Genomic DNA, 21,581 nt, shown 5'->3' with positions numbered 1-21,581 from the left:
TGTCCTCCGAGTGTGCTTGCCCGTGCCGGTGAATGCGAAGGATATGTGTATACTTGAGGATTTTGGCTAATCGTAGTAGGATGAAGGGAGCAAATCTGAATAAATCCGATTTGAGAAGGGATTGTCTTATGGAACGGACGCATCACAAAGAGGCCGTGGTACAGCTCACTTCGGTCAGCTTTCAATACGAAGATAAAGTGGTGCTGGACGACGTCACCTTTACGCTGGAGCGGGGGGATTTTGTCGGCATCGTCGGTCCCAACGGGTCGGGCAAATCGACATTGATGAAGCTGATCCTCGGTCTGCTGCCGGCGACCAAAGGGAAGGTGGAGCTGTTCGGTCAGCCGCTCTCCCGGTTCCGCGACTGGACCAAGATCGGTTACGTCGCTCAGCAGGCTGCCCACGGCGCGGGCGGTTTTCCGGCTACCGTGCGGGAAGTGGTCTCCTCCGGCCTGGTGGGCAAGGTCGGGCTGTTCCGCCGCCTGAAGCCGCACCATCACGAGAAGGTGCGGGACGTGGTGGAACGCGTCGGCTTGGCGGAAAAGCTGGATCAGCGGATCGGCAGCCTGTCTGGCGGTCAGCTCCAGCGGGTGTTTATCGCCCGGGCGCTGGTGGCGGAGCCGGAACTGCTGATCCTCGACGAACCAACGGTGGGCGTGGATCAGGAATCGATCGAGCAGTTTTACGAGCTGCTGCGCTCGCTCAAGGAAGAGAACGGCATGACGATGATGATCGTCAGCCACGATGTGGGCGTGATGACCCAGTGGGTGAACAAGGTGGCCTGCCTGCAGCGGCGGCTGCACTTCCACGGGACGGCGGACGAGTTTGCCCACAGTCACGAGCGCATCTTGCAGCAGATGTACGGCGATACGGTGAAGCTGCTCGCTCATCATCATTGACAATCGGGGAACGGAAAGAAGGAGCATGACCATGCTGGCTGACTGGTGGCAGTATGACTTTTTGCGTTACACCCTGCTGTCCGGGGTGCTGATCGGACTGATTTGTCCCATATTGGGGACGTTTTTGATTGTGCGCCGCCTGTCGATGATGGCGGACGGACTGTCCCACGTGACGCTTTCCGGCGTCGCGGCGGGGATGCTGCTGTCCAAAAAGGTGGCGCTGTTTCAAGCGGTCAATCCGCTGTTTTTCGGCATGTTGTTTTCGGTGGCAGGATCGCTGTTTATCGAGCGGTTGAGAAAGGTATACAAATCGTATCAGGATTTGGCGATACCGATCATCATCTCCGGCGGGCTGGGGCTGTTTACGGTATTGATCAGCATCGCCAAAGGATTTAACGCCGACCTGTACTCGTACTTGTTCGGGAAGATCGTCGCCGTGACCAAGGACGACTTGTATGCGCTGATTGGCGTGGCGGCGGTGGTGCTGGTCACCGTGTTTTTGCTGTACAAGGAGCTGTTTGCCGTCTCGTTCGACGAGGAATTTGCCCGCGTCTCCGGGGTGGCTCGCCGGTCGATCAACCTCTGGTTCATGGTGCTGGTCGCGCTGACGATCGCGGCGTCGATGCGGATTGTCGGCGTGCTCTTGATCTCGGCGCTGATCACCATACCGGTGGCGGCCAGCCTGCAGATTGCCGGCAGCTTCCGCCAGACGATCCTGTACGCGATCGTCTTCGCGGAGATGTCCGTGCTGGTCGGCCTCTACCTTGCTTATCTGCTGGACTGGGCTTCAGGTGGTACCATTGTATTGATGGCTGTTCTCATCTTGGTTGCGGTATTGGGAGTGAAACGGCTGAGGGCCGCTCTGCGGTAAGACCATAGTAAGCGGGAAGGAGCGTTGGCGATGACGGTAGAAGAAGCGCTGCAGATATTGAAAGAAAACGGATACAAATACACCGGCAAACGGGAAGAGATGATCCGCATCTGCGCGGAAGAGAAACGGTACCTGTCGGCCAAGGAAATCATGGAGCGAATCAGGGACCACTACCCCTCTCTCAGCTTTGACACAGTCTATCGCAACATCTCCACATTTGTGAAACTGGGCATCCTGGAAGAGACGGAGCTGGACGGGGAAGGAAAGTACCGGCTGGCCTGCTCGGTTGACGGCCACCACCATCATCACGTGATTTGCACGGTATGCGGCAAGACGTCGGCACTGCCCGGCTGTCCGATGAGCGTGCTGCAATCGATCCCGGAGGAATTCCAGGTGACCGGCCACAAATTTGAGGTATACGGTACGTGCAAGGAGTGCCGGCCGGCACAGTGAGCGGCCGTCTGTACAGGAAAAAAGGCGCTCTCACTGTGAATGGGACGTAATGGATTGGACGCCAGCGAACGCATGAGCGAAACATGCTGCCTGAAGATGGGCGGCATGTTTTCTTTTTTGCCGCTCCCGTTTTTGGGGGAGCCGGGTAGTAACAAATGTTTTCCGCTGGCTGAAACCGAGCGGCGATCGGCCATCTGCTTGTTTATCGGGCGGCATACCGGCTTTTGGCGGCAAACGGGTATTTGCTATAATGAGTGGGACAAGATGTGCCATTTGATCACACGGAAGAGAGAAGGGACACAGCGGCATGATTCCCCGTTATATCGTTGACTTTGACCTGCATACGCTGCCTCGTGTAAAAACGGATGTGGCGGTGATCGGCGCCGGGATTGCCGGGTTGTACACGGCACTTCAGGCGAGCGAGTACGCCGACGTGGTACTGATCAGCAAAAAGGGGCTGGACGACAGCAATACCCGCTGGGCCCAGGGAGGGATCGCCGCTGTGACGGCCAAATCGGACTCCCCCGCGCTGCACCGGCAGGATACGTTGATCGCCGGAGCGGGCCTCTGCTCGTACGCAGCGGTGGAGGTGCTGGTGCACGAAGGACCGGAGCGGTTGAAAGAGCTGATCGCGTACGGTACGAAATTTGACAAGGACGCCCAGGGGCGCTATGAGCTGACCAAAGAGGGAGCGCACAGCAAGCGGCGGATCCTGCACGCCCACGGCGACGCGACCGGGGCGGAGATCGTCCGCGCCTTGTCCGCCCGTGTGCGCGATCAAGCCAACATCACCGTGCTGGAAAACCACTTCGCGATCGATGTGGTGACACAGGACGGCGAGTGCGTCGGAGTCATCGTGCAGAACCAGGAAGGCGGCCTGTTTTTCCTCGAATCAAACGCAACCGTGCTGGCGACGGGGGGAGCGGGACAGCTCTACCGCTACACGACCAACCCCGACATCGCCACGGCGGACGGGATCGCGATGGCGTACCGCGCCGGGGCACGGATCAAGGACGTGGAGTTTATTCAATTTCATCCCACCGCGCTATACTACCCGGGAGCGCCCCGTTTTCTCATCTCGGAGGCGGTGCGCGGGGAAGGAGCCATTTTGCGCAACACCAGCGGCGAGAGGTTCATGGAAAAATACCACCCGCAAAAAGAACTGGCTCCCCGCGACGTCGTGGCCCGGGCGATTGTGTCGGAGATGGAAAAGACCCATTCGTCCTACGTATACCTGGATATTACTCATGAGTCGGAAGAGCTGATCAAGCACCGGTTTCCGACCATCTACCGGTTCTGCCTGCAGTACGGGCTGGACATGGTGACGGACTGGATTCCGGTGGCGCCCGCCTGCCACTACATCATGGGCGGGGTGCAGACGGATCTGAATGGCGAGACCTCCACCAGGCGGCTGTTTGCCTGCGGCGAGGTGTCCTGCACGGGGGTGCACGGTGCCAACCGGCTGGCGAGCAACTCGCTGTCGGAGGCGGTGGTGTTCGGTCACCGCATCGTTCGCCGCATCCGCGAGCTGACGCCGCTGCCCGAGGTGCGTCCGTTTGCCGCGGTGGAGCCAAAGCGGACATCCCGCAGCGTGGACACGCGGGAACAGCGGGTCCGCTTGCAAAAACTGATGCTGCGCCACGTGGGCTTGAAACGGCATGAGAAAGGACTGCGAAAAGCGCTGGACGAGCTGGAGCGCATGCAGCAGTTTTGTTACGGAACGTACAGTGACCGGGAATCGTTTGAGTTTCTCAACCTGCTGAATACCGCCGTGCTGACGACGCGCGCGGCACTGCTGCGGGAGGAAAGCCGGGGCGGTCACTATCGCATTGATTTCCCCAACAAGGACGACCTGATTTGGCGCAAGCACATCATCCAATCGATCGGCGAAGGCGTGCGCGAGGAGAGTGAACAGTACGATGTGGAGTAAACGGGAATTGCAGCGCAAAATCGAAGAGTGGCTGCAGGAAGATATCGGATTTGGCGACGTGACTACGATGAGCACCATCCCGGAAACGGCGCAGGGCGTCGGGATTCTGTACGCAAAGGAAGCGGGCGTCATCGCCGGTCTGCCGGTGGCGCAGTTGGTGTTTGAAACAGTGGACCCGACGCTGTCCTTTACCGCGCTGGTGAAGGAAGGGGCCCGCGTCGAAAAGGGGGAGCAGATCGCCGAAGTGAGCGGTTCGGTCCGCTCCATTCTCAGCGGAGAGCGGCTGGCGCTCAACCTGCTGCAGCGCCTCTCCGGCATCGCCACCCGGACCAGCGAGTACGCCCAAGCGGTCTCCGGCACCAAGGCGCGGGTGGTGGATACGCGCAAAACCACACCGGGGCTGCGCATGCTGGAGAAGTACGCGGTCCGCGTCGGCGGCGGTCACAACCACCGCTACGCCTTGTATGACGCGGTGATGATCAAGGACAACCACATCAAGGGCGCCGGCGGCATTGCCCAGGCGGTGGCTTCGGCCCGGGCGGCGGTTCCGCACACGATGACGATTGAGGTGGAGACGGAGACGCTCGACCAGGTGCAGGAGGCGCTGGACGCAGGGGCGGACATCATCATGCTGGACAACATGCCGCTGGACGTAATGAAACAGGCGGTGACGCTGATTGGCGGCCGCGCCGTGGTGGAAGCCTCCGGCGGCGTCACGCTGGACACAATCCGTTCCATCGCGGAGACAGGTGTGGACGTCATCTCCGTCGGGGCGCTGACGCATTCGGTCAAGGCGCTGGATATCAGTCTCGATCTCAATACACGTAAACGGTAAGGGGAACCCGCATGCTACTGGTGATGGATGTCGGCAACTCCAATATTGTCATGGGACTGTATACGGGCGAAGAGCTGCGGCACCATTGGCGGATCGCCACCGACCGCAACAAGACCGAGGATGAGTACGGCATGCTGGTCCGCAGTTTGTTTGACAGCGTCGGCCTGACGCTGGATCAGGTGGACGGGGTGATCATCTCTTCGGTGGTGCCGCCGCTGAATCTGACGATCGAGCGGATGTGCGACAAATACTTCCGCATCAAGCCGCTGATCGTCGGACCGGGGATCAAGACCGGCCTCAACATCAAGTACGAGTATCCCCGCGAGGTGGGCTCGGACCGGATCGTCAACGCGGTGGCGGCCATCCATCATTACGGCGCGCCGCTGATCGTCGTCGACTTCGGGACGGCCACCACGTTTTGCTACGTGGACGAACGGGGACAGTACTGGGGCGGCGCGATCGCTCCGGGGATCAGCGTCTCCACGGAAGCGCTGGTGAGCCGCGCTGCCAAGCTGCCGCGCTTCGAGATGACCAAACCGCTCAGCGTGGTGGGGCGCAACACGATTACTGCCATGCAGGCCGGAATCTACTACGGGTTTGTGGGCCTGGTGGAAGGCATCGTACGGCGGATTATCGCCGAGCACAAGACCCGCCCCACCGTGGTGGCGACCGGCGGCCTGGCCTCGTTGGTCGCAGATGAGGCATCGTGCATCGACGTGGTCGATCCCTACCTGACCTTGAAGGGACTTCGCCTGATCTACGAACGAAATCAATAAGGGGCGTACGCGCAAAGAAACGCGTGCGCAGTGGAAAGAGAAAGCTGCAGCTTCGTCAGGAATGCTGCGGCTTTTCTCTTTTCGGTGGCTTATCGGCAATAGCTTCTTGTTTACATTTGTGATAAGAAATGGTAATGTTTGGCTGATAGAACATGATAGATTTATAAAAGCGGCATTCTTACAAGCATGACGAGTGCAGGAGAATGGCGATGCTCCGGGCGACTGTACGTGTGCAGGGAATCAACGGGGTGAATGAGGAGAAAATGAAATCTGCCAGTTTTATAGTCATGAGAACGATCGCATTTGGAATCGGCCTTACGTTTCCATTTGTATCCGCTCTTTGGAAGATTGTCATATTGATTCTGTTCTTTGTGTTTAGGTTTATAGATATCGAGCGGGAGCGAAAGCTGATTGGCGTCACTACCTTGTTCTTCTTCGGTATGTTTTTGTCCTACGTATACAGACTGTTCTAGCCGCAGCGAGAATTGATTGTTTGTGAAAGGACAATTGCAGAGCGGAGCAGTGAGAATGACTGCAGGGTTGGCGGAACACGTAATCGGGAGGGGAATTTCGTGGGAGAGTGGACCCTTCCGGCGGTTGCCGTTTTGCTTGTGCTGTTACTTCTGGGTATTGTTGCTGCAGCTATAAAAAATCTGTTTACAGATTTTGCAGGGGTTGAAATTGAAGAGGTAATCGAGAAGATGAACGAAAAACCGGCACCAACCGGATAATGAAATCGGTCAGTCCCAGACGTTTTGTCCCCCGTCTGTGCCGCTCCACACCTGGAGCGGCTTTTTTTGTCCCGTTATCCCTTTGTACGCTGATGGCAGCATACAGGAGAGGAGGTTGCGGGATGTCGATACATCCGCTGCGGCTGGTGGCGATCCTGCTGTTGGCGGCCTGCGTGGCGGCCGGTGCGTATCACGTGCTGAAGCCGCACACGATCGCCTACGTCAAACTGCGGCAGGGAGTGGTCAAAGAGAGCGGACAGCGGTTGGAAGCGTCCGACCTGGAGCGGGCGGAGCTTTCGCTTGGCGGCCTGTTTCGCATGCAGTCGTCTCCGGTGCCGGGGCTGATCACGTGGGAGGAGGCGCGGCGCTTCGTCGGCCTGCCCCTGGCCCGCCGGGTAGAGGGAGGCCGGCTGCTGTTGGCCGAGGATGTGGAACGGCCGGGTGCAGCAGGGCAGGAGCGGGCACTGGGTGCATCCATGACCGGCATCAGCATCCCCGTCGACAACGTATCGGGTGTGACTCCCTACGTCGCTGTCGGGGAGCGGGTACACGTGTATGCATCGTTTGAAGACGACGCCGGCGCCCACACGGGGCTGCTTTTAAAAAACATGCCGATCATCGGCGTCCAGCGGGAGATGGAGGGGGATCATCCCCGGCTGAAGGCGGTGACCCTGTCGCTCAGGATGGACGAGGCCGTTCTGCTTACCCATGCGCTACACTACGGCAAAATCCGCCTGGGCCAGGCGTCACCGGCAGACGGGCAAACAGCAGGTATTGGTGACGCGGCGTTTGCCGCCGCCTTGATCAAGACCAAAAAACGATGGATCGACGGAGAGGAGGAACGTTCGTGAGAAAACGACTGCTGATCGTGGATGACGATCCCGCCGTGGGCAGCGAGCTTGGGGAGCAGTTGGCTGGCAGCCAGTGGCTGGAGCCGTGCGGCCAGGCGGAAAATGTGGAAACCGCCTGGCGGATGCTGCGTGACGTCCGGCCAGATCTGGTGCTGCTGGGCGGGATCAGGGAGGCCGAACGAGGCGTGCTGTGCCAGCAATTTCGGCTGGCGTTTCCCCATTTGGCGTATATCGCCGCATGCGAGCCCCGGGAGCTGGCGTGGGAACCGTTTTTTCGCAACCTGGGCATATGGGTAATCGCCAAGCCGATCCAGCCCGGACAGTTGGAGGCGCTGGCGATGCAGCACGCTTCCCTGCAGGTGCTGCCGATGGGAGGAGTGCAAGCGGGAGGAGCCCCAGCGTTTGCCGCAGAGAGTGGATCTGCGCCCGGTCTTCATGCCGTCGCCGAGGCGAAACCGGTCCAGCCTTACCGGGAAAGCCGCTCGTCGAGCAAGCACCTGATTACCGTCTACGGCCCCAAGGGAGGGGTAGGTAAGACCTTTCTGTCGCGGGAGCTGGCGGTCTATTTTTCCCTGCAAAAGCGGGACGGGCGGCCGCTAAAGGTGCTGGCAGTCGACTTTAACCTGGATTTGGGCACGTTTGCCACGTCGCTCAATCTGCCGCGTTCGCCCAACCTGTTCACCTGGGTGCAGGACATCGATGCCCGGCTGCACGAACTGGTTCGCCGTCACGGCAAAGATACGCTGGACGTACGCCCCGAGGAGTGGCAGGAGTATGTCGCGGCCGTGCAGATGCAGCCCGAAGAGGTGGACAAGTACGTCGTTACCTATGAGGAAACGGGCCTTCACGTGCTCACGTCGCCGCGGGACATCCGGCACAGTTTTGAGATTCGCGACTACCACCTGTACCTGATGCTGGAAACGCTCAAACACAGCGCGTACGACGTGATTCTGATCGACACGGCACCCGATACGACGGACGCGACGATCCAGGCGTTGTTTTTTGCCGATCGTGTGGTGATGGTCGGAAATCCCATCGTAGATTCCATTGAAAATATTCAACGGATGTTAAAACTGCTTCGGGAGGCGGAATATCCGGAGGAGCGGATTCAATTGTGCATGAACCGGATCCAGAAGCGGGAGATGTTTACACTGGACGAGATTCGGGCGTATTTTCACCTGCATCCGAGCAAAAAGATCCACCCGATCCCGGATGACGCGGAAGTGAAAAAGTCGATCAACACCGGGACGCCCATGGTGCTTCATCCCGGCAGAAGCGCGGCAAAAGAGGCGATCGAAGCGCTCGGCAGCATCCTGCTGCCGATGGATTCAGCCAAAAACGACAGCGTCAAGGGAAAAGCGAAAGAGCGGCCCGCCTTGTTGAAATGGCTGTGGCGGTAAGGAGGGAAACGTGATGAATTTTGACCGAAAAACGCTGCTGGGTATTCAAACGGCAGGACGGGAGCGGTTTGACCTGCGATCCCATGTGCGGGAAACGGCGCGCGCGCCGCAAACGCTAAACGAGCGGATGCACATGCCGCAGCCGGTCGGCGACAAGCGGATACCGGCGGAGACAGAGGCGGCCGTCCGGACGCAAATTGTGGAGAAACACGGAAAGCGGCTGTGGGAGGAAAAGCATCAGCCGGCGTATCTGGAGGAACTGTCCCGCGATATCCGCCTGCTGCTGGAGACCAGCACGTCGCTTGCCTCCGCGCATTTGGAAGTCGAGGTGGAGCGGCTGCTGCGCTCGCTGATTGGCTGGGGCCCCTTGGACCCGTTGCTGGAGGACCCGGACATCACGGAAATCCTGTTTCACCGCTACGACCGCCTGGTGGTGGAGCGCAAGAGCACGGGAAGGTTGGAAGTGCCGGATGTTCCCGTGTTCCGGGACGAGGAGGAGATGCTCCGCCTGCTGGAGCAGATCGCCGCCTCGATGGGTCGGGAGTTTAACGAAACCAGGGCGGAATTAAATACCCAGCTTCCAGACGGCTCACGCATCGCGGCAGCCCACCGCTCCATTTCGCCGGACGGCCACATGCTGACGATCCGCAAACACCGCGATTTGCTGACAGAGGCGGACTATTTGGCCTACGGTTCGATCTGCGAGCCGATGCTTCGCTTTTTGCAGTGGGCGGTCGGCTTGTCCCGTGCATCCGGGCTGGTCAGTGGCGGGACGGGGTCGGGCAAGACCCATCTGCTCAATCTGATCTCGCAATACGTGCCGCACCACTTGAGCATCATCACGATCGAGGACGTGCTGGAACTGAAACTGCAGCATCCGTTCGTCCGCCGCTTTCTGGCCAAACCGCCCAACCATGAGGGAAAAGGCGGGTTTTCCATCCGGGATTGTGTCTGTCTTTCGCTGCGCAAACGGCCGGACGTGATTATCGTCGGCGAGGTACGTGGAGGGGAGATTGTCGACATGCTGTGGGCGATGAATACCGACCACCCGGGAAGCTGGAGCACGGCCCACGCCAATTCGCCGCGTGCGCTGGTTGATTCCACCCTGCCCATCCTGTTCGGCAAAGCGGATGAGACGTACAGTTCGTTGGAGCGCAACTTGATGATCGGTTCGGCACTCGACCTGATTGTGCAGGTCAAGCGGTTCGAGGAGGACGGCAGCCGCAAAGTGGTGGCGATCACCGAAGTGGTGGGAACCGGTCAGTCGCACGAGGAGCTGATCCGGCGGGCCTGCAACGTTCGGCAGGTCATCGCCGAACGCGTATATTTGCAGGACATCTATGTGTACGAACCGACAGGGATACGGGACGGCAAAGTGGTGGGACAGTTCAGATGGACCGGCTACAAGCCGGAGAAACTGGTGCGGCGCTGGCTGGAAAAGGGATTGCGGCCGGAAGAGGCGGAACAAGTCTTTTTTCCGACGCCCATCCCAATGTAGGAGGGACAAATCATGGTCGATATCGGGATGGTGATTGCCGCCGGGGCAGGCACGGGAATCGTCCTGCTGCTGCTTCCCCGCCGTTTCTGGCAGGGGGGATCGGCAGGCAGGCACGCAATCGTCGAACAGCTTCAAAAGGAGCGAAAGAGCGTGTGGGACCGGTTGGATGAGCGGCTGCAGCGGTCGGGTTCAGGAATGGAGGTCCATCAGTACGTGGCGCTGGTCTGCCTGTTCGGACTGGCTGCATACGGAGTGAGCGGGCAGATTTTGCGTTCCTGGTGGCTGGCGCTGCCCGCCCTGCCTGCCGGCATTCTGTTTGCGGAGCGGCTGGTCAGCGTATTGGGAGCGAGGCGCAAAGACCGGTTTGAAGAGGATAACGTAAAGGCGATTCGCCTGATGGCCAGCTCGCTTCGCACCTCTCCGTCCTACCTGCACGCATTTGAAGAAGTGGCGGCCAGTCCGTACGTGAACAAGACCGTCACGGACGAATACCGCCGGGTGGTGGAGCTGCTGCGGGCGCAGGTGCCGCTGGAACAGGTGATGGCTGCCTTTTACCGGCGGACGGGCTCGCCAGATGTCCGTTACTTGTCGACCATCGTGCAGATTCAGCGGGAAATGGGCGGAGACATGGCCAGAACGCTTGATCTGGCGGCGGCCACCATCCTCAGGCGCCGCCAATCGCTGCGCAGGCAGAGGGCGGCGACGGCGCAGATCGTGGCACAGGTCAACGTGCTGAGCGTCATGCCGTTTGTCTTTGTCACCGCCTTGTACGTAAATAATCCGCACCATTTTGATCCGCTGACGGCAACGATTCAAGGACGCCTGTCCATTCTGGGCGCGCTGCTCTCCATTCTGATTGGCGGGGAAGTGATTCGCCACCTCGCCCGCAAAGGCATTCACAAAGGAGGATGACCATGTGTTGTTGATCAGCGCGCTGGCCGGGGTGGCCGTGCTCTTGTTTGGGCTGCCGGCCTGCCTGGAAAAGACGGCTGCGGATGAGGGAGATTTGTTTGGGCGGCTGGAGCGGGAGCGGCAGGCCCATTTGGCGGAATCGTTTCGCCGTCGGCGGTCCTCCTGGACGATCGTACGCCTGTTGGAGCGGCGCGAGCGGTGGCTGGATTGTTTATGCCGATGGACGGGCGTGGACCGAAAGAAAACGGCGGACATGCTCTACCGGCTGCGCTCCCCAATCACGGTGACGGAAGTGGCCCTGGCCAAGGCAGTGGGCGGTGCCGTCTTGCTGGGAGCGGCCTTGCAGCTGGCTGCCCGGCTGTACAGCGGGCGGGAGTGGAGTATGCTGGCTGCCTGGCCGATGCTGGGGGCCGTCCTGGCGTTTTTGCTGCCCACCCTGCTCCTGGAATGGGCGGACAAGCGGGCGAAGGCGGAAATGGCGGAACAGGTGCCGGTCTTTTTCAGCATTGTGCAGGCGCTTGTCGAGGCGGGCATGCCGATACAGGCAGCGGTCAAACAGGCGGCCCGCCGCTTTGACGGGAGGCTGGGACGCGAACTTGCCAGGCTGGAAGTGGAAGAGAAGCGCTGCGGCAGTTGGCGCAAGGCCCTGGAGGAACTGGCCTTTCGCTGGGAGGTGGATACGCTGACGGCCATCGCCTTGGAGATCAACGAGGCGATCAGCAAAGGCGTCAGCGTGGCTCCCATGCTGGCCGTCCTGGTGGAGGAGCAGGTCCGCCAGCAGGAAGATGCGGTTTCCGCCCACATGAATCGGCTGAGCGTCCGGCTGCTGCCGTTTGTAATCGTGATGATGGGCGTCCCTTTGCTGTACCTGGTCATGGGGCCAGCATTCATGGGCATTGGCGCGCGGCTGTAATTTTTTTTTGCGGTGCCCGCTGTCTTTTGTCAGAGTGATAATACACACCGCAAAGGAGGGATTGTATGTCGCTCGTTCGCGAATACGTGCGCAGATTTGCCCGGGAGGAGGATGGCGTCACGATTGTGGAGATGGTCATTATCATCGCCGTCATCCTGATTCTGATCATTCCCACGCTGGCTACCCTGGGGGAAGCGGAGGACGCCAAGTTGAAGGAACTGGAGGAAAAGCTCAGCAAATGAAAGAGGCGGTCTTGTTCGCCCTGCTGGCGGCCGCTGCGTGGTCTGACTGGCGCTGCCGCAAGGTGCCGAACAGGTTGACCATGCCCGCAATGGCCGCTGGTCTGCTTTATCAGTGGCAGAGCGGAGCGGGATGGCTGGCGTTGGGCGGATTGCTGGGGGCGTTTTTGCTGACGGTCGGGCCGGTCGCGGTGCGAGGCATGGGGATGGGCGACCAGAAGCTGCTGATGGCAGTCGGCGCCTGGACCAGTTGGGCGGAGGTGTATCCGCTGTTTTTGCACTCGCTGCTGCTGTGCCTGGCAGTAGTCTGCTGCCGTCCGAAGACGTGGCGGCGGCTGCGCTTCAATCTGCACGGACTGGCGGCGGGCTGGATCGCGCATCGGCAGTTGTGGCTGCCTGGTCGTGCAGAATCCGCCCTTGTTTTTCCCTATGCGGTTTTCCTGCTGGCCGCTTATTTGCTGCAGCCGGCCTGGAGGTAAGCAGATGAAAAAACGTTGGAGCCGTTTCGTATGGGACGAGCGTGGCAGCCAGCTCTTGGAGTTTGTACTGGTATTTCCGCTCGTCTGGATACTGTTTGTATTTACGTTTGACCAGTTTACCATTCTCTACAACCGGCAAAAAGCGCTGGAGGCCGCCTATGAGGCCGGGCGGATCGCCGCCGTGCAGCCCAATTACGGATTGGCGCAGTACCACGCCAGGGAACGGGGCGAGGCGGAGCTGGAGCAGGGCATTGGCATGACGTGGGGGGAGGTGCGGCTGTCGCTTACGGGCGGGACGTGGAAAAAAGGAAATCACGTCGAGGCGAAGGCGACGATCGCATTTCGCCTGCTGGCATCCGGCACGCCGCAAGAAGTGACGGAAAGCTACCACGTAATGATCGAAAACGCGGAGGAAGGAAGTTGATGCGCTTGCGCGGGATAAGCGAGCGATTGGTTGATGAGCGCGGGTCCATCACGTTGACCGCGCTCTTTTTTCTCCTCTGTCTGGGCGGACTGGTATCGCTGCTGCTACTCACAGGCCAGGCGGGATTGTTGAGCATGCAGGCGCAGCAGACGGCTGACATCGTGTCCAAAGGGGCGCGGGCTGCAGGAAAGTGGGTGTACATCGACGATGAGGGCAGCAAGCGGACGTATCTGTTTGCCACGACGAGGGAAGCGAGGCGGAACAAGGCCGACATCGTTCGCGGCGCGAGGGAGGAGGCGGAGATTCTGTGGCGCCTGAACAGTCCGGCCATCAAACGGCGGGCGGATGAAGCAGTGATCATTCATCAAAAGGGAGAGCAAAAACATTTGTACCGGCAGGGCATTTATCACGTACGCGTGGAGGTTTTCAGCCAACTTCCCCTCCTGTGGCAGGAGGTCGAAGCCGGGATGGACAGAACGTCCCAGTCGGGCATCTATGATTTTTGAACCAGATAAGCGCGGGTGAACTGTTATTTTTGTCCTATTTCTGCATGGTAACGTAACAATATATTCCAGAAATGGGACAGGAGTGAGGAGCAGTGCCGTCAAGAATTGTCGAACGGTACAAGCGTATTCTCAACGGAGAACAGAAGCGCTTTTCGCCGTACGAATTTGAAGATGCACAATACCGCAAGCAAAAAGTGCAGCTTGTCTTGCGGTACGCGATCGAACAGGTAAAAAAATGGACACCGGAGCAGGCGCGGAAGGAGATGAGCATCAAGGACGTCAAGGAACTGAAACTGCATCTGGTCCGCGAGTACATTGAGCCGCCGATCGAGGCGAAGCCGCAGGACGTCTACTACATGGTCGAATACGCGTATCCGTACCTTCCGCGAATGACGGAAAAACAAAAGGTGCTGTGGGTGTACCGGGAAGTGCTGGCGGGCGTCCGCCGCCACTTTCCACCGCTGTACTTTCAGAGTGTCAAGGGGGAGGAACGGGCCAAAATCTGCTTTGACTACATGTGCCGCGAACTGATGAAGCTGCAGGACCTGCGGCAGCTTCCCCGCATCTTCGGAAAGACGGAGCAGGCATACAGCCTGCTGAGAAAGTACAAGCTGAAAATCCTGGTCGATACCCTGTATTTCTCCCCTTTCGACATGATCACCGACATGTATCCCGAACTGGCCGATCCTGAATTGTGGAACGAACCGTAAAATTTATTTGCGTCCATGCGCTGTCTTTTCATACGGTAAAGGTAGTTTCATAGGCTTATAAGCACATGAAACGGCCGTATGTTGGTGAGAAAAGGAGGCGTTGCGCATGGCAACAGTAGAAGCTCACCACAAATGCTCCGCAAACGTGGAGCTGCTTTTGGGCAGGCGAGTCCGCTACCAAAAGCACAAACCCGGCAGGCATCTGTCGCTGGACCGCATGCCGCAGGGTTTCTTCCAGATCGAGTCTGTGCACCGATTTGGAAGCAGAGTTGTACTCAATGACGGGGCAGTGACGATGGAGAGTGCTCCAACCGTCATGGAGCGCGGGGGAAGAATCGCTCTTCTGCTCGCGACGGGAGAGGAACTCTACTTTTACGTGGAGTAGACCTCTCGTGATTCGCCTTGCACGGGTGCGTGCGAGGCGGATCATCCCCCATTTTTCCGATATGGAAAAATAATTTGACGAAGCGCGAGAGATGTAGCAAAATGTCTATAAATGTATAAATTTGTAAATATTGGGGGTAATTTGAAGTGATTGTGAATAGCGCAATCGAATTGGTCGAACGCTGCTACGAACAAACGAATTGCCTGATTTCACTGGAAGAGTTGAAAGAAGTGTTCATCGCGTACGTGTTCGGCAGTTACCAGGAAGAGTTCGTTGCCCGCTACGGACTGGATCGCTTTTACGAACACCTAGACCAGCTCCGGTTAACCACATGCCGCAAAGACTTTGACCAGGCGGTGGAAGACTGGTATCTGCTCCAGTACGGCAGCCGATCAGATGAGGCCAACTACCACGACATTTTGTTCTCGCTCGTCAAGGAGGCGATTGTGCAATACAAGTCGGAAAATCGCAGCGCACTGATTCGGGACGTGACCAAACTGTTGACGACACCCACGGGATTTATCAAGCGCTGGCAGATGGGACAGGCCCGCGAACGGACGCTGCCCGCCTACTTCAAATACCTGATGAAGCTCGGGATTCGCACGTACGATGACATCGAATCATTGGTGGACATGTGGCTGGTGGAGTATCCCAATGCGTTTGACAAGAAGCAGCAGCAGCTTTTTGCCAACCCTCCGCGAAAAGGCAGGCCCAACAACGTGGAACTGGCCCTGCTGCAGGACATGGTCAGCCAGGTAAAGCAGGAGCTCACCCCGCAGGAGCGCGAACGGCTCCGAAAAATCTACTACTATCACCGCAAGTCGCTGACCATGAAGGAAATGGTGGAAAAATTTAAAAAGTACCTGCTGACGAAAGAGAATCAGAAGGGTTCGCAGGCGGGGTAAGCGATGTTTCAGCAGGTAAACCGCTTCGTCACCCAGTTCCGCGAACTGGAGAAGAGGGAATACGCCCGATCCCGGGAAGAAGAGCGATTGTGGCAGTCATTAAAGGACAAACTGTCAGCCTCTTTGACGGAAGAACAACCTGCAGCGGTGCGCCGCTGTATCGCCGTAACCGGGTTGTACGCCCAGGCCGGCGCCAGTTTCCTGGCGGCCAACGCGTCGTTTTTGCTGGCCGGCAGCGGAGTTTCCGTCACGCTGTGCGAACTGCCCGGTACCGCTTCCTATTATTACTTCGCGCTCGACTGCGAACGCAGAGCGCATCATCGCTTCAAGAACTCATCCGCATCCGTGCTCCTCATGCAATCCAATCACTTGCGCATCTTGGTGGATACCCCTTTGTCGAATGAATCATCAACTCCGACCGACACGGCGGACTGGCTGCTGAGAATGACCAAAGAGAGCGCCACGGTCGTCATCGATTTGTCTTCGCGCTGGAAAGAAGAACAGGCCGTCCGGGTAATGGATCTGGCTGACGAAATCTGGGTCGTGTTCGATTCCGACCTGGCCAGGTTTACCCGATTGTTTCTGACAGAAGAAACGCCCTCGTGGTGGGAGAAACACGGCGAAAAAATCAGGCTGATCGCAAACAAATGGAACGAATATCTGAGCCGCTCCGCCATCATGAAAAAGGTGGAAGGAACCATCTCGCTCTGGAACAGCGAACGTTTTGCTCCAGGCATTGACGCGGTCATTCCCCTGATCGACAGCGAGAAAACGGCGGCTGCCCAAGCAAAAGCCAGCCTCTTGCTGGAGCTGTACACGGAGGAGGAACATCGGTTCCTACCGCTGCTACACTCGGAAAAGGGAAGGATGTTATGAAAAAGCAGACGCTGCTGCTCATCAGTTTGCTCTCGTTTCTCTTGGCCGGTTCCTGCTTTTACGCGGCGACCCGGTATATCGACGCGCTGGCCATTGAACGGCTGTTTGCGCCGGTGGTAAAGGTGGCCGAAGGAAAACAGATCGACCCCTTTGAACCGATCACGCGAGAGGACGTGGTGCTGGTTCAGGAAGAAGTGGACGAGATTTTGCCCGGGTCTTTTCAATCGCTGGAGAGCGTATTGGGAAAACGCAGTTCCCAGACGATCTACGCCGGGGAACAAGTGCTGAAACAGAAGCTGACCGATACGCAACTGCTGCCGGAAAAGGGGGAGGCTCGCTACGAATTTCCGCTGACGTCTATCGAACCCATCACCGAGCTGCGAAAAGGGGACCGCGTCAAGATTTGGGTAAAGTACAAGCCGCCGACGGAGCTGGAGCATTTGCCCGAACCGACGCATTTTCGCAAGACGAACGCGACGGCCGACCTGCTGTTTGAAAGCCGGTTGGCAACGGTGAAGGACAGCAACGGTACGGAGATATACACGCTGAAGCCAAGCATGCTTCCAGGCCCCGATCACATGGATGCTGTGTTTAACGGCTCCCGGGAAAAACCGCTCTTTAACGGGGAAAAGCGTTACCGCGACTACCGTGCGCAGCCGACCGCCTTGACGGCTTATATCGGCTTCAACCTTTCCGATCAGCAGTATGTCGCATTGAGCGAAGCCATGATGTACGGGACCATTCAGATTGGTCAAATTTCCGATGCGGAGGATCGGACCCCATGAGAACCCTTGTATGTTTTCCGATGAAATCACTGGTCAAAACCTACCTGCCGACGGAATGCGAGTCGCTGGTTGCAGAGTCGGCCGAAGAGTATTTTCGCCTCGCCAAACTGTACCGACCGGAAGCAGCGGTGCTGTTTTCCGAAATGTTTGACGAACCGGTCTGGGAGTGGCTGCCGCGTGTGCAGGAGGTTCTCCCGGAGGGTGTGCCCGTCATCATCGTGCCTTTGTACAAGGATGAATCCCTGATTGCAACAGTCATGGAGAAAATCAATCCAGCCGGATTGTACATCCTTCCGGCCACTCTCAACCAGGAGGAGATCCGGGAAAAAATCGCGCTGATACTGGGCGTTACGCAGCAAAACGAGGAACTGCCCGCCGCAAAGGGCGACGGCATTGTCTACACTTTGATGAGCTACGGTTCCTCAGGCATCACCACGTTTTGCATCAATTATCCGATTCTGCTGGCAAAGCGCAATCCCGACAAGCGCATCGTCGTTCTTGACATGAACGCGCAAAAGCCGGATTTGACCCGTTTTTTCAAGCTGCAGCAGCATCATCTGGCGTTGTTTCGGCCAGACCTGCTGGAAATGCGCACAGCGCTGGTCCGCAAGTGGGAGCGAGGCTGCAAACAGATCAGCCACTTGCCCAACCTCTACTATGCCAGCGCCACATGCAACTGGAAAAGCGGAGAGATCTCCAATTTGCTCACGGCCCTGCGCCAGCAGTTCGATTACATCTACATCGACTGGGGATACTGCTTTCCGGAGACGGAGGCCTTGCACCGGTTGATTTACGCGTCCGACCGCAATCTGTTTTTTGTGCGGGCTGATCCGTTTGGCATCGAGAACGCAAAGGCGTGGATTCATGCCTGGGCAGAGCGGGGGGTGAAGTATCAGGTGATGCTCAGTCATCTGGACAAGGGGCAGACGTACCGCATCGGTGAAGGAATCTCCGTATATGGAGTGGTGCCGCGCATTTCCAATGCCCGGCTGATTCAATCGCACCGCAGTCACAGCGTGCTGGTGGAAGAAATCTTTCCGCCCAAGCCGTACGTCACCAGCCTGCAGGCGATGGTGGATGCGGTACATGCGGACGAAGGAGCTGTGGTTTGCCGATGAAAACCGCTATCCGACAATGGAACGCATCGCAGCTCAAGGATGTGGAAGACCTCAAGCAAGCAGCCCGCGACTACCTGAACCACTTTGGCACCACTCCCGAGGAGAAGATGGAGATGCAGCGGATATTGACCCTCGCGGAGATGGGCGACCGGAACAGCCACAACCATGTCATCCTGCGTTTGCAGCATTACTTTGAAGAAGTGCTGAAGCGGCCGGTAACCGAGGAAATTCTGCCGCATGTCAACGGATACGAAGGGCTGTTGTTTGCCACGTACGGGTGGGGAATTCTGGATGCCGTCCTGCATTTGTCGCCATGGGTGGAGGAGGTACGGGTGTCAGCAGGTCGACCGGTGGCGTACATCGAGCAGGGGCAAAAAAAGAGCCTGCCGTACACACCCACTTGGACGGAGGTGGAGACGCTTCAGCAAAAGCTGACCAATGCCGCCGGCCTGACCTTTCACGAAAAAAAGCCGCGCTTGAGCGGGTATCTCGATTCGTTGAAAGCCAGGCTGACCATGTTCACCTTTCCCTATTCCCGGGTGCCGACCATCATTGTGCGCCGCTTTACCACGCCTTCGTTTTCGCTGGACCAATTGCGAATGCAGCCGCTGCCCACGTTTGACGAAAGGGTGCAGCTTTTGCTGGAGCAGCAGGTGTACGGCAGAAGCAACGTCCTGGTGATCGGACCGATGGCAGCGGGCAAGACAACGCTGATGCTCTGCATGTTAAAACTGAAAGACCCTCAAACCGAGTACGTCACGATTTTTGAAAGTGAACATGAAATGAGATTTGGTGATGTTTGGCCGGGCGAGGTGATCGAACTGCAAAACGTGGAAGAGATCGGCATCGAATTGGAAAGCTGCTTCAAGGACATGTACCGGACCACCGCCAACACGATTCTGATCGGGGAGATACGGGAGCCGATCGAAGCGTATCACTTTGTCAACGCCGGCGTGCGGGGAACAGACGCTACGATCGCCGCCATGCATGAACGATTTCCACACAAGGCACTGCAAGACTTGACCGACCTCGTTTATCAATATGGCGGACGGAGCATTGAACTGACCCAGGAGAGGATCAGTCGGGCAGTCAATTTCGTCAATTCACTGACCTATCGGAATAATGGACACCGCTATATCGACGCCATACATGTCAGCGAATGGAACGACGTGATGAACCGGGTTGAGTCCGTGCCGCTTGTCTTTCGCAACAGGCAGACAGGTGCTTATGAATGGACCGGGAAGAAGCTGGACGAACATTTGGTGGAATACATGTGCCACGTGGGCAGGGCTGATCTGGCTGTCTTAAAGGAGTTACGTCTCATCGATATGGGAAGGATGCTATGAAACACCTGCTGTTTATTCCCATGTCTGTCTGCCTGTTTGCCGGGTTCTGGCTGCTCGGACTTCATTTGTACCGTACCTGGTCCGCTCCCAACGTCTTCTTTCCCAAGACGGTGGCCGTGTGGCGAGAGAGGATGCTGCGCCACAAAACAAACCGCATCATATACGAGAGGTACGAAAAATGGTGCGGGATCGCTGGCGGTACGCCGGAAGCCCATATTCTGCTGTCGCTGATTGGGGGAGCTGCAGGGTTTGTTTCCGGCATCCTGCTTGGCAATATCGTCGTATCCCTGTCCCTGTTTGTGCTCTTGGTATTGCTGCCGACTCTGCTGCTGTACGCCCGCTATACGGTGCGCATCAACAAGAAAATTGGCGCGTTTTGCCGCTTTGTCGACCTGTTTGCACGTTATTACAGCAGCCGGAAAAACATTATCCTGACGTTTCGAGATATGGTGGAAGAATGTCCGAAAGAGCTGCTGCCCGATTTGCTGCTGCTCAACAACCATCTGTCGGACGGAGGAAATCCCGTCCGGGCGGTGGAGATCTTCGCCGAGCGGATTAATCACCCGTGGGCCCACGATTTTGCCATGTATGCCGCCAGCGGTCTGGAAGGCGAGACGGAGGACATTCAGAGCGCACTGAATCGATTGACCAACGAAATGTTTATTCAACAAGACGAAAAAGAGGAAAGGAACTCTGAGATTTACGCGATCTGGGTCAGCTTGATTCTGGTCATCCTGATCTGCATCTGTCTGATTCCTTACAACCAGAGCCTGCTGAAAGATTCATACCGCCTGTATTTCTTTACCGCTGACGGACAGGCCATACTGTCGCTCGCGGTAACGGTCTGGGCTCTTTCCATTTTATTAGCGTTCATCTGGGGACGGAGGTATCGCTGATGCGCTTGTTGCTCATGTATGTCTGCCTGACGCTGGGGTCCCTGTTCGTGTTTGTGGCCGTGTTTGCCATCGGCAAGCAGGTGGCGTCGATGCGTCGCCCCAGGCTGTTTGTCACCGGGCAGTGGCGCCGCTTGTGGGAAAAGGCGGTCAACGCCGAGGAAGACGGCGCGTGGGAAAAACTGCTGGCGCGAGCAGGCCGGCCGTTTGGTTGGGGAAAACCGGAGTGGGTGTTCCTGCAGCTTGCCAGCGGGAGTGCCGTTTGTGTGCTGATTCTGTTGTGGGGGATGCTGAGCGCAGGCGAGTCTTTTCCGCTGCTTTCCCTGATTGTGGCGTCTGCGATCAGTTTTATGCTGCCGTACGTCGGCTTAAAGATGTGGGCGGGGTACCGCGAGGAAGTACTCAGCACCGATATCGCCCGCTTCGTCAACCGATACGTAAATCTGCTGGAAAACCAGGTGCCCATATACAATGCGATGGTCAAGGCAGCACGGCCTACGCGCAAGCTGAAGGAGTACCTGCCAACGTTGTCAGAGTGGAACAAGGACCGCGAGGAAGCACTGGAGACGTTTAAGCGCAGGCTTGGTGTGGACGACGCGGTCATGCTCGTGTCCAGCATGAGGACGGTCGAGCACCTAAGCGAGGGGCAGATGGCTGTCACCATGCAGCGGTTGGAGTGGGCGGTCGATCATCGACGCATGTATCGTCACCGCAAGCAGATCAAATCGCTGGGGATTGGCTACAGCGTGATCGTTTACCCGGCTTTCTACATTGGATTGTTGGTAGCCATGTTTCCCTGGTACAAGTTGCTTACCGAGATTCTCGACAAATACTTGACGTAAGGTA

Annotated in this window: 25 protein-coding genes; all 25 read left to right on the top strand. The window is 57.8% G+C overall.

Translation table 11 applies throughout. The features are described 5' to 3' along the window. The first annotated feature begins 128 nt into the window (after positions 1-128). Positions 129-899 (top strand): metal ABC transporter ATP-binding protein, encoded by a 771-nt coding sequence (locus KDN35_RS09410; protein ID WP_171567226.1) that lies wholly within the window; start codon positions 129-131, stop codon positions 897-899. A 31-nt stretch (positions 900-930) separates the two neighbouring features. Next, on the top strand, positions 931-1,770 hold the full coding sequence (locus KDN35_RS09405; protein WP_171567227.1) for a metal ABC transporter permease: 840 nt from the start codon (positions 931-933) through the stop codon (positions 1,768-1,770). A 30-nt stretch (positions 1,771-1,800) separates the two neighbouring features. After that, positions 1,801-2,223: a Fur family transcriptional regulator gene (locus tag KDN35_RS09400; protein WP_171567228.1), complete on the top strand. Its 423-nt coding sequence runs from the start codon at positions 1,801-1,803 to the stop codon at positions 2,221-2,223. Between the two features lie 307 nt (positions 2,224-2,530). After that, positions 2,531-4,153 carry an L-aspartate oxidase gene (nadB, locus tag KDN35_RS09395; protein WP_171567229.1) on the top strand — a complete coding sequence of 541 codons (1,623 nt, stop codon included), beginning with the start codon at positions 2,531-2,533 and terminating at the stop codon, positions 4,151-4,153. Continuing rightward, positions 4,143-4,988 carry a carboxylating nicotinate-nucleotide diphosphorylase gene (gene nadC, locus KDN35_RS09390; protein ID WP_171567230.1) on the top strand — a complete coding sequence of 282 codons (846 nt, stop codon included), beginning with the start codon at positions 4,143-4,145 and terminating at the stop codon, positions 4,986-4,988. The genes nadB and nadC overlap by 11 nt, the downstream gene beginning before the upstream one ends. An 11-nt stretch (positions 4,989-4,999) precedes the next feature. Then, a complete protein-coding gene (locus KDN35_RS09385; protein WP_212132606.1) occupies positions 5,000-5,764 on the top strand; it encodes a type III pantothenate kinase in 765 nt (254 codons plus the stop codon). 572 nt (positions 5,765-6,336) lie between these two features. Then, a complete protein-coding gene (locus tag KDN35_RS09380) occupies positions 6,337-6,495 on the top strand; it encodes a hypothetical protein (RefSeq protein ID WP_212132605.1) in 159 nt (52 codons plus the stop codon). Positions 6,496-6,617: 122 nt separating this feature from the next. Next, positions 6,618-7,346, top strand: coding sequence for an RcpC/CpaB family pilus assembly protein (locus KDN35_RS09375; RefSeq protein ID WP_212132604.1), 729 nt, complete (start codon positions 6,618-6,620; stop codon positions 7,344-7,346). After that, the gene (locus tag KDN35_RS09370) at positions 7,343-8,746 is read left to right on the top strand and encodes a CpaE/TadZ family protein (RefSeq protein ID WP_212132603.1); all 1,404 of its coding nucleotides are present in this window, start codon (positions 7,343-7,345) and stop codon (positions 8,744-8,746) included. Before KDN35_RS09375 ends, KDN35_RS09370 begins: the two co-directional genes overlap by 4 nt. A 13-nt stretch (positions 8,747-8,759) precedes the next feature. Continuing rightward, positions 8,760-10,244: a TadA family conjugal transfer-associated ATPase gene (locus KDN35_RS09365; protein WP_212132602.1), complete on the top strand. Its 1,485-nt coding sequence runs from the start codon at positions 8,760-8,762 to the stop codon at positions 10,242-10,244. A 12-nt stretch (positions 10,245-10,256) separates the two neighbouring features. Then, positions 10,257-11,156: a type II secretion system F family protein gene (locus tag KDN35_RS09360; RefSeq protein WP_171567236.1), complete on the top strand. Its 900-nt coding sequence runs from the start codon at positions 10,257-10,259 to the stop codon at positions 11,154-11,156. Positions 11,157-11,160: 4 nt separating this feature from the next. Then, positions 11,161-12,069, top strand: coding sequence for a type II secretion system F family protein (locus KDN35_RS09355; protein ID WP_171567237.1), 909 nt, complete (start codon positions 11,161-11,163; stop codon positions 12,067-12,069). A 65-nt stretch (positions 12,070-12,134) separates the two neighbouring features. Beyond that, positions 12,135-12,311 (top strand): pilus assembly protein, encoded by a 177-nt coding sequence (locus tag KDN35_RS09350; protein ID WP_171567238.1) that lies wholly within the window; start codon positions 12,135-12,137, stop codon positions 12,309-12,311. Further along, positions 12,308-12,787, top strand: a complete 480-nt coding sequence (locus tag KDN35_RS09345) for a prepilin peptidase (RefSeq protein WP_171567239.1) — start codon at positions 12,308-12,310, stop codon at positions 12,785-12,787. Before KDN35_RS09350 ends, KDN35_RS09345 begins: the two co-directional genes overlap by 4 nt. A gap of 4 nt (positions 12,788-12,791) precedes the next feature. Then, on the top strand, positions 12,792-13,211 hold the full coding sequence (locus KDN35_RS09340; protein ID WP_171567240.1) for a TadE/TadG family type IV pilus assembly protein: 420 nt from the start codon (positions 12,792-12,794) through the stop codon (positions 13,209-13,211). Next, positions 13,211-13,717: a hypothetical protein gene (locus tag KDN35_RS09335; protein WP_171567258.1), complete on the top strand. Its 507-nt coding sequence runs from the start codon at positions 13,211-13,213 to the stop codon at positions 13,715-13,717. The genes KDN35_RS09340 and KDN35_RS09335 overlap by 1 nt, the downstream gene beginning before the upstream one ends. Positions 13,718-13,809: 92 nt before the next feature. Next, positions 13,810-14,427: a DUF4046 domain-containing protein gene (locus KDN35_RS09330; RefSeq protein ID WP_171567241.1), complete on the top strand. Its 618-nt coding sequence runs from the start codon at positions 13,810-13,812 to the stop codon at positions 14,425-14,427. A gap of 106 nt (positions 14,428-14,533) precedes the next feature. Next, positions 14,534-14,812 carry a hypothetical protein gene (locus KDN35_RS09325; protein ID WP_212132601.1) on the top strand — a complete coding sequence of 93 codons (279 nt, stop codon included), beginning with the start codon at positions 14,534-14,536 and terminating at the stop codon, positions 14,810-14,812. 146 nt (positions 14,813-14,958) lie between these two features. After that, positions 14,959-15,717: a hypothetical protein gene (locus KDN35_RS09320; RefSeq protein WP_171567243.1), complete on the top strand. Its 759-nt coding sequence runs from the start codon at positions 14,959-14,961 to the stop codon at positions 15,715-15,717. A gap of 3 nt (positions 15,718-15,720) precedes the next feature. Further along, the gene (locus KDN35_RS09315; protein ID WP_171567244.1) at positions 15,721-16,593 is read left to right on the top strand and encodes a CpaE/TadZ family protein; all 873 of its coding nucleotides are present in this window, start codon (positions 15,721-15,723) and stop codon (positions 16,591-16,593) included. Continuing rightward, a complete protein-coding gene (locus KDN35_RS09310) occupies positions 16,590-17,378 on the top strand; it encodes an SAF domain-containing protein (RefSeq protein WP_212132600.1) in 789 nt (262 codons plus the stop codon). Before KDN35_RS09315 ends, KDN35_RS09310 begins: the two co-directional genes overlap by 4 nt. Then, positions 17,375-18,496, top strand: a complete 1,122-nt coding sequence (locus KDN35_RS09305) for a CpaE/TadZ family protein (RefSeq protein WP_212132599.1) — start codon at positions 17,375-17,377, stop codon at positions 18,494-18,496. Before KDN35_RS09310 ends, KDN35_RS09305 begins: the two co-directional genes overlap by 4 nt. Beyond that, the gene (locus KDN35_RS09300; RefSeq protein WP_212132598.1) at positions 18,493-19,842 is read left to right on the top strand and encodes an ATPase, T2SS/T4P/T4SS family; all 1,350 of its coding nucleotides are present in this window, start codon (positions 18,493-18,495) and stop codon (positions 19,840-19,842) included. Before KDN35_RS09305 ends, KDN35_RS09300 begins: the two co-directional genes overlap by 4 nt. Further along, positions 19,839-20,738, top strand: a complete 900-nt coding sequence (locus KDN35_RS09295) for a hypothetical protein (RefSeq protein WP_171567248.1) — start codon at positions 19,839-19,841, stop codon at positions 20,736-20,738. Before KDN35_RS09300 ends, KDN35_RS09295 begins: the two co-directional genes overlap by 4 nt. Further along, positions 20,738-21,577, top strand: coding sequence for a hypothetical protein (locus KDN35_RS09290; RefSeq protein WP_171567249.1), 840 nt, complete (start codon positions 20,738-20,740; stop codon positions 21,575-21,577). Before KDN35_RS09295 ends, KDN35_RS09290 begins: the two co-directional genes overlap by 1 nt. Positions 21,578-21,581 lie beyond the last annotated feature (4 nt).

The organism is Brevibacillus sp. NL20B1 (genome assembly GCF_018195675.1).
GTDB classification, from domain to species: domain Bacteria; phylum Bacillota; class Bacilli; order Brevibacillales; family Brevibacillaceae; genus Brevibacillus; species Brevibacillus aydinogluensis.
This window is presented reverse-complemented; position numbering and strand designations above follow the sequence as displayed.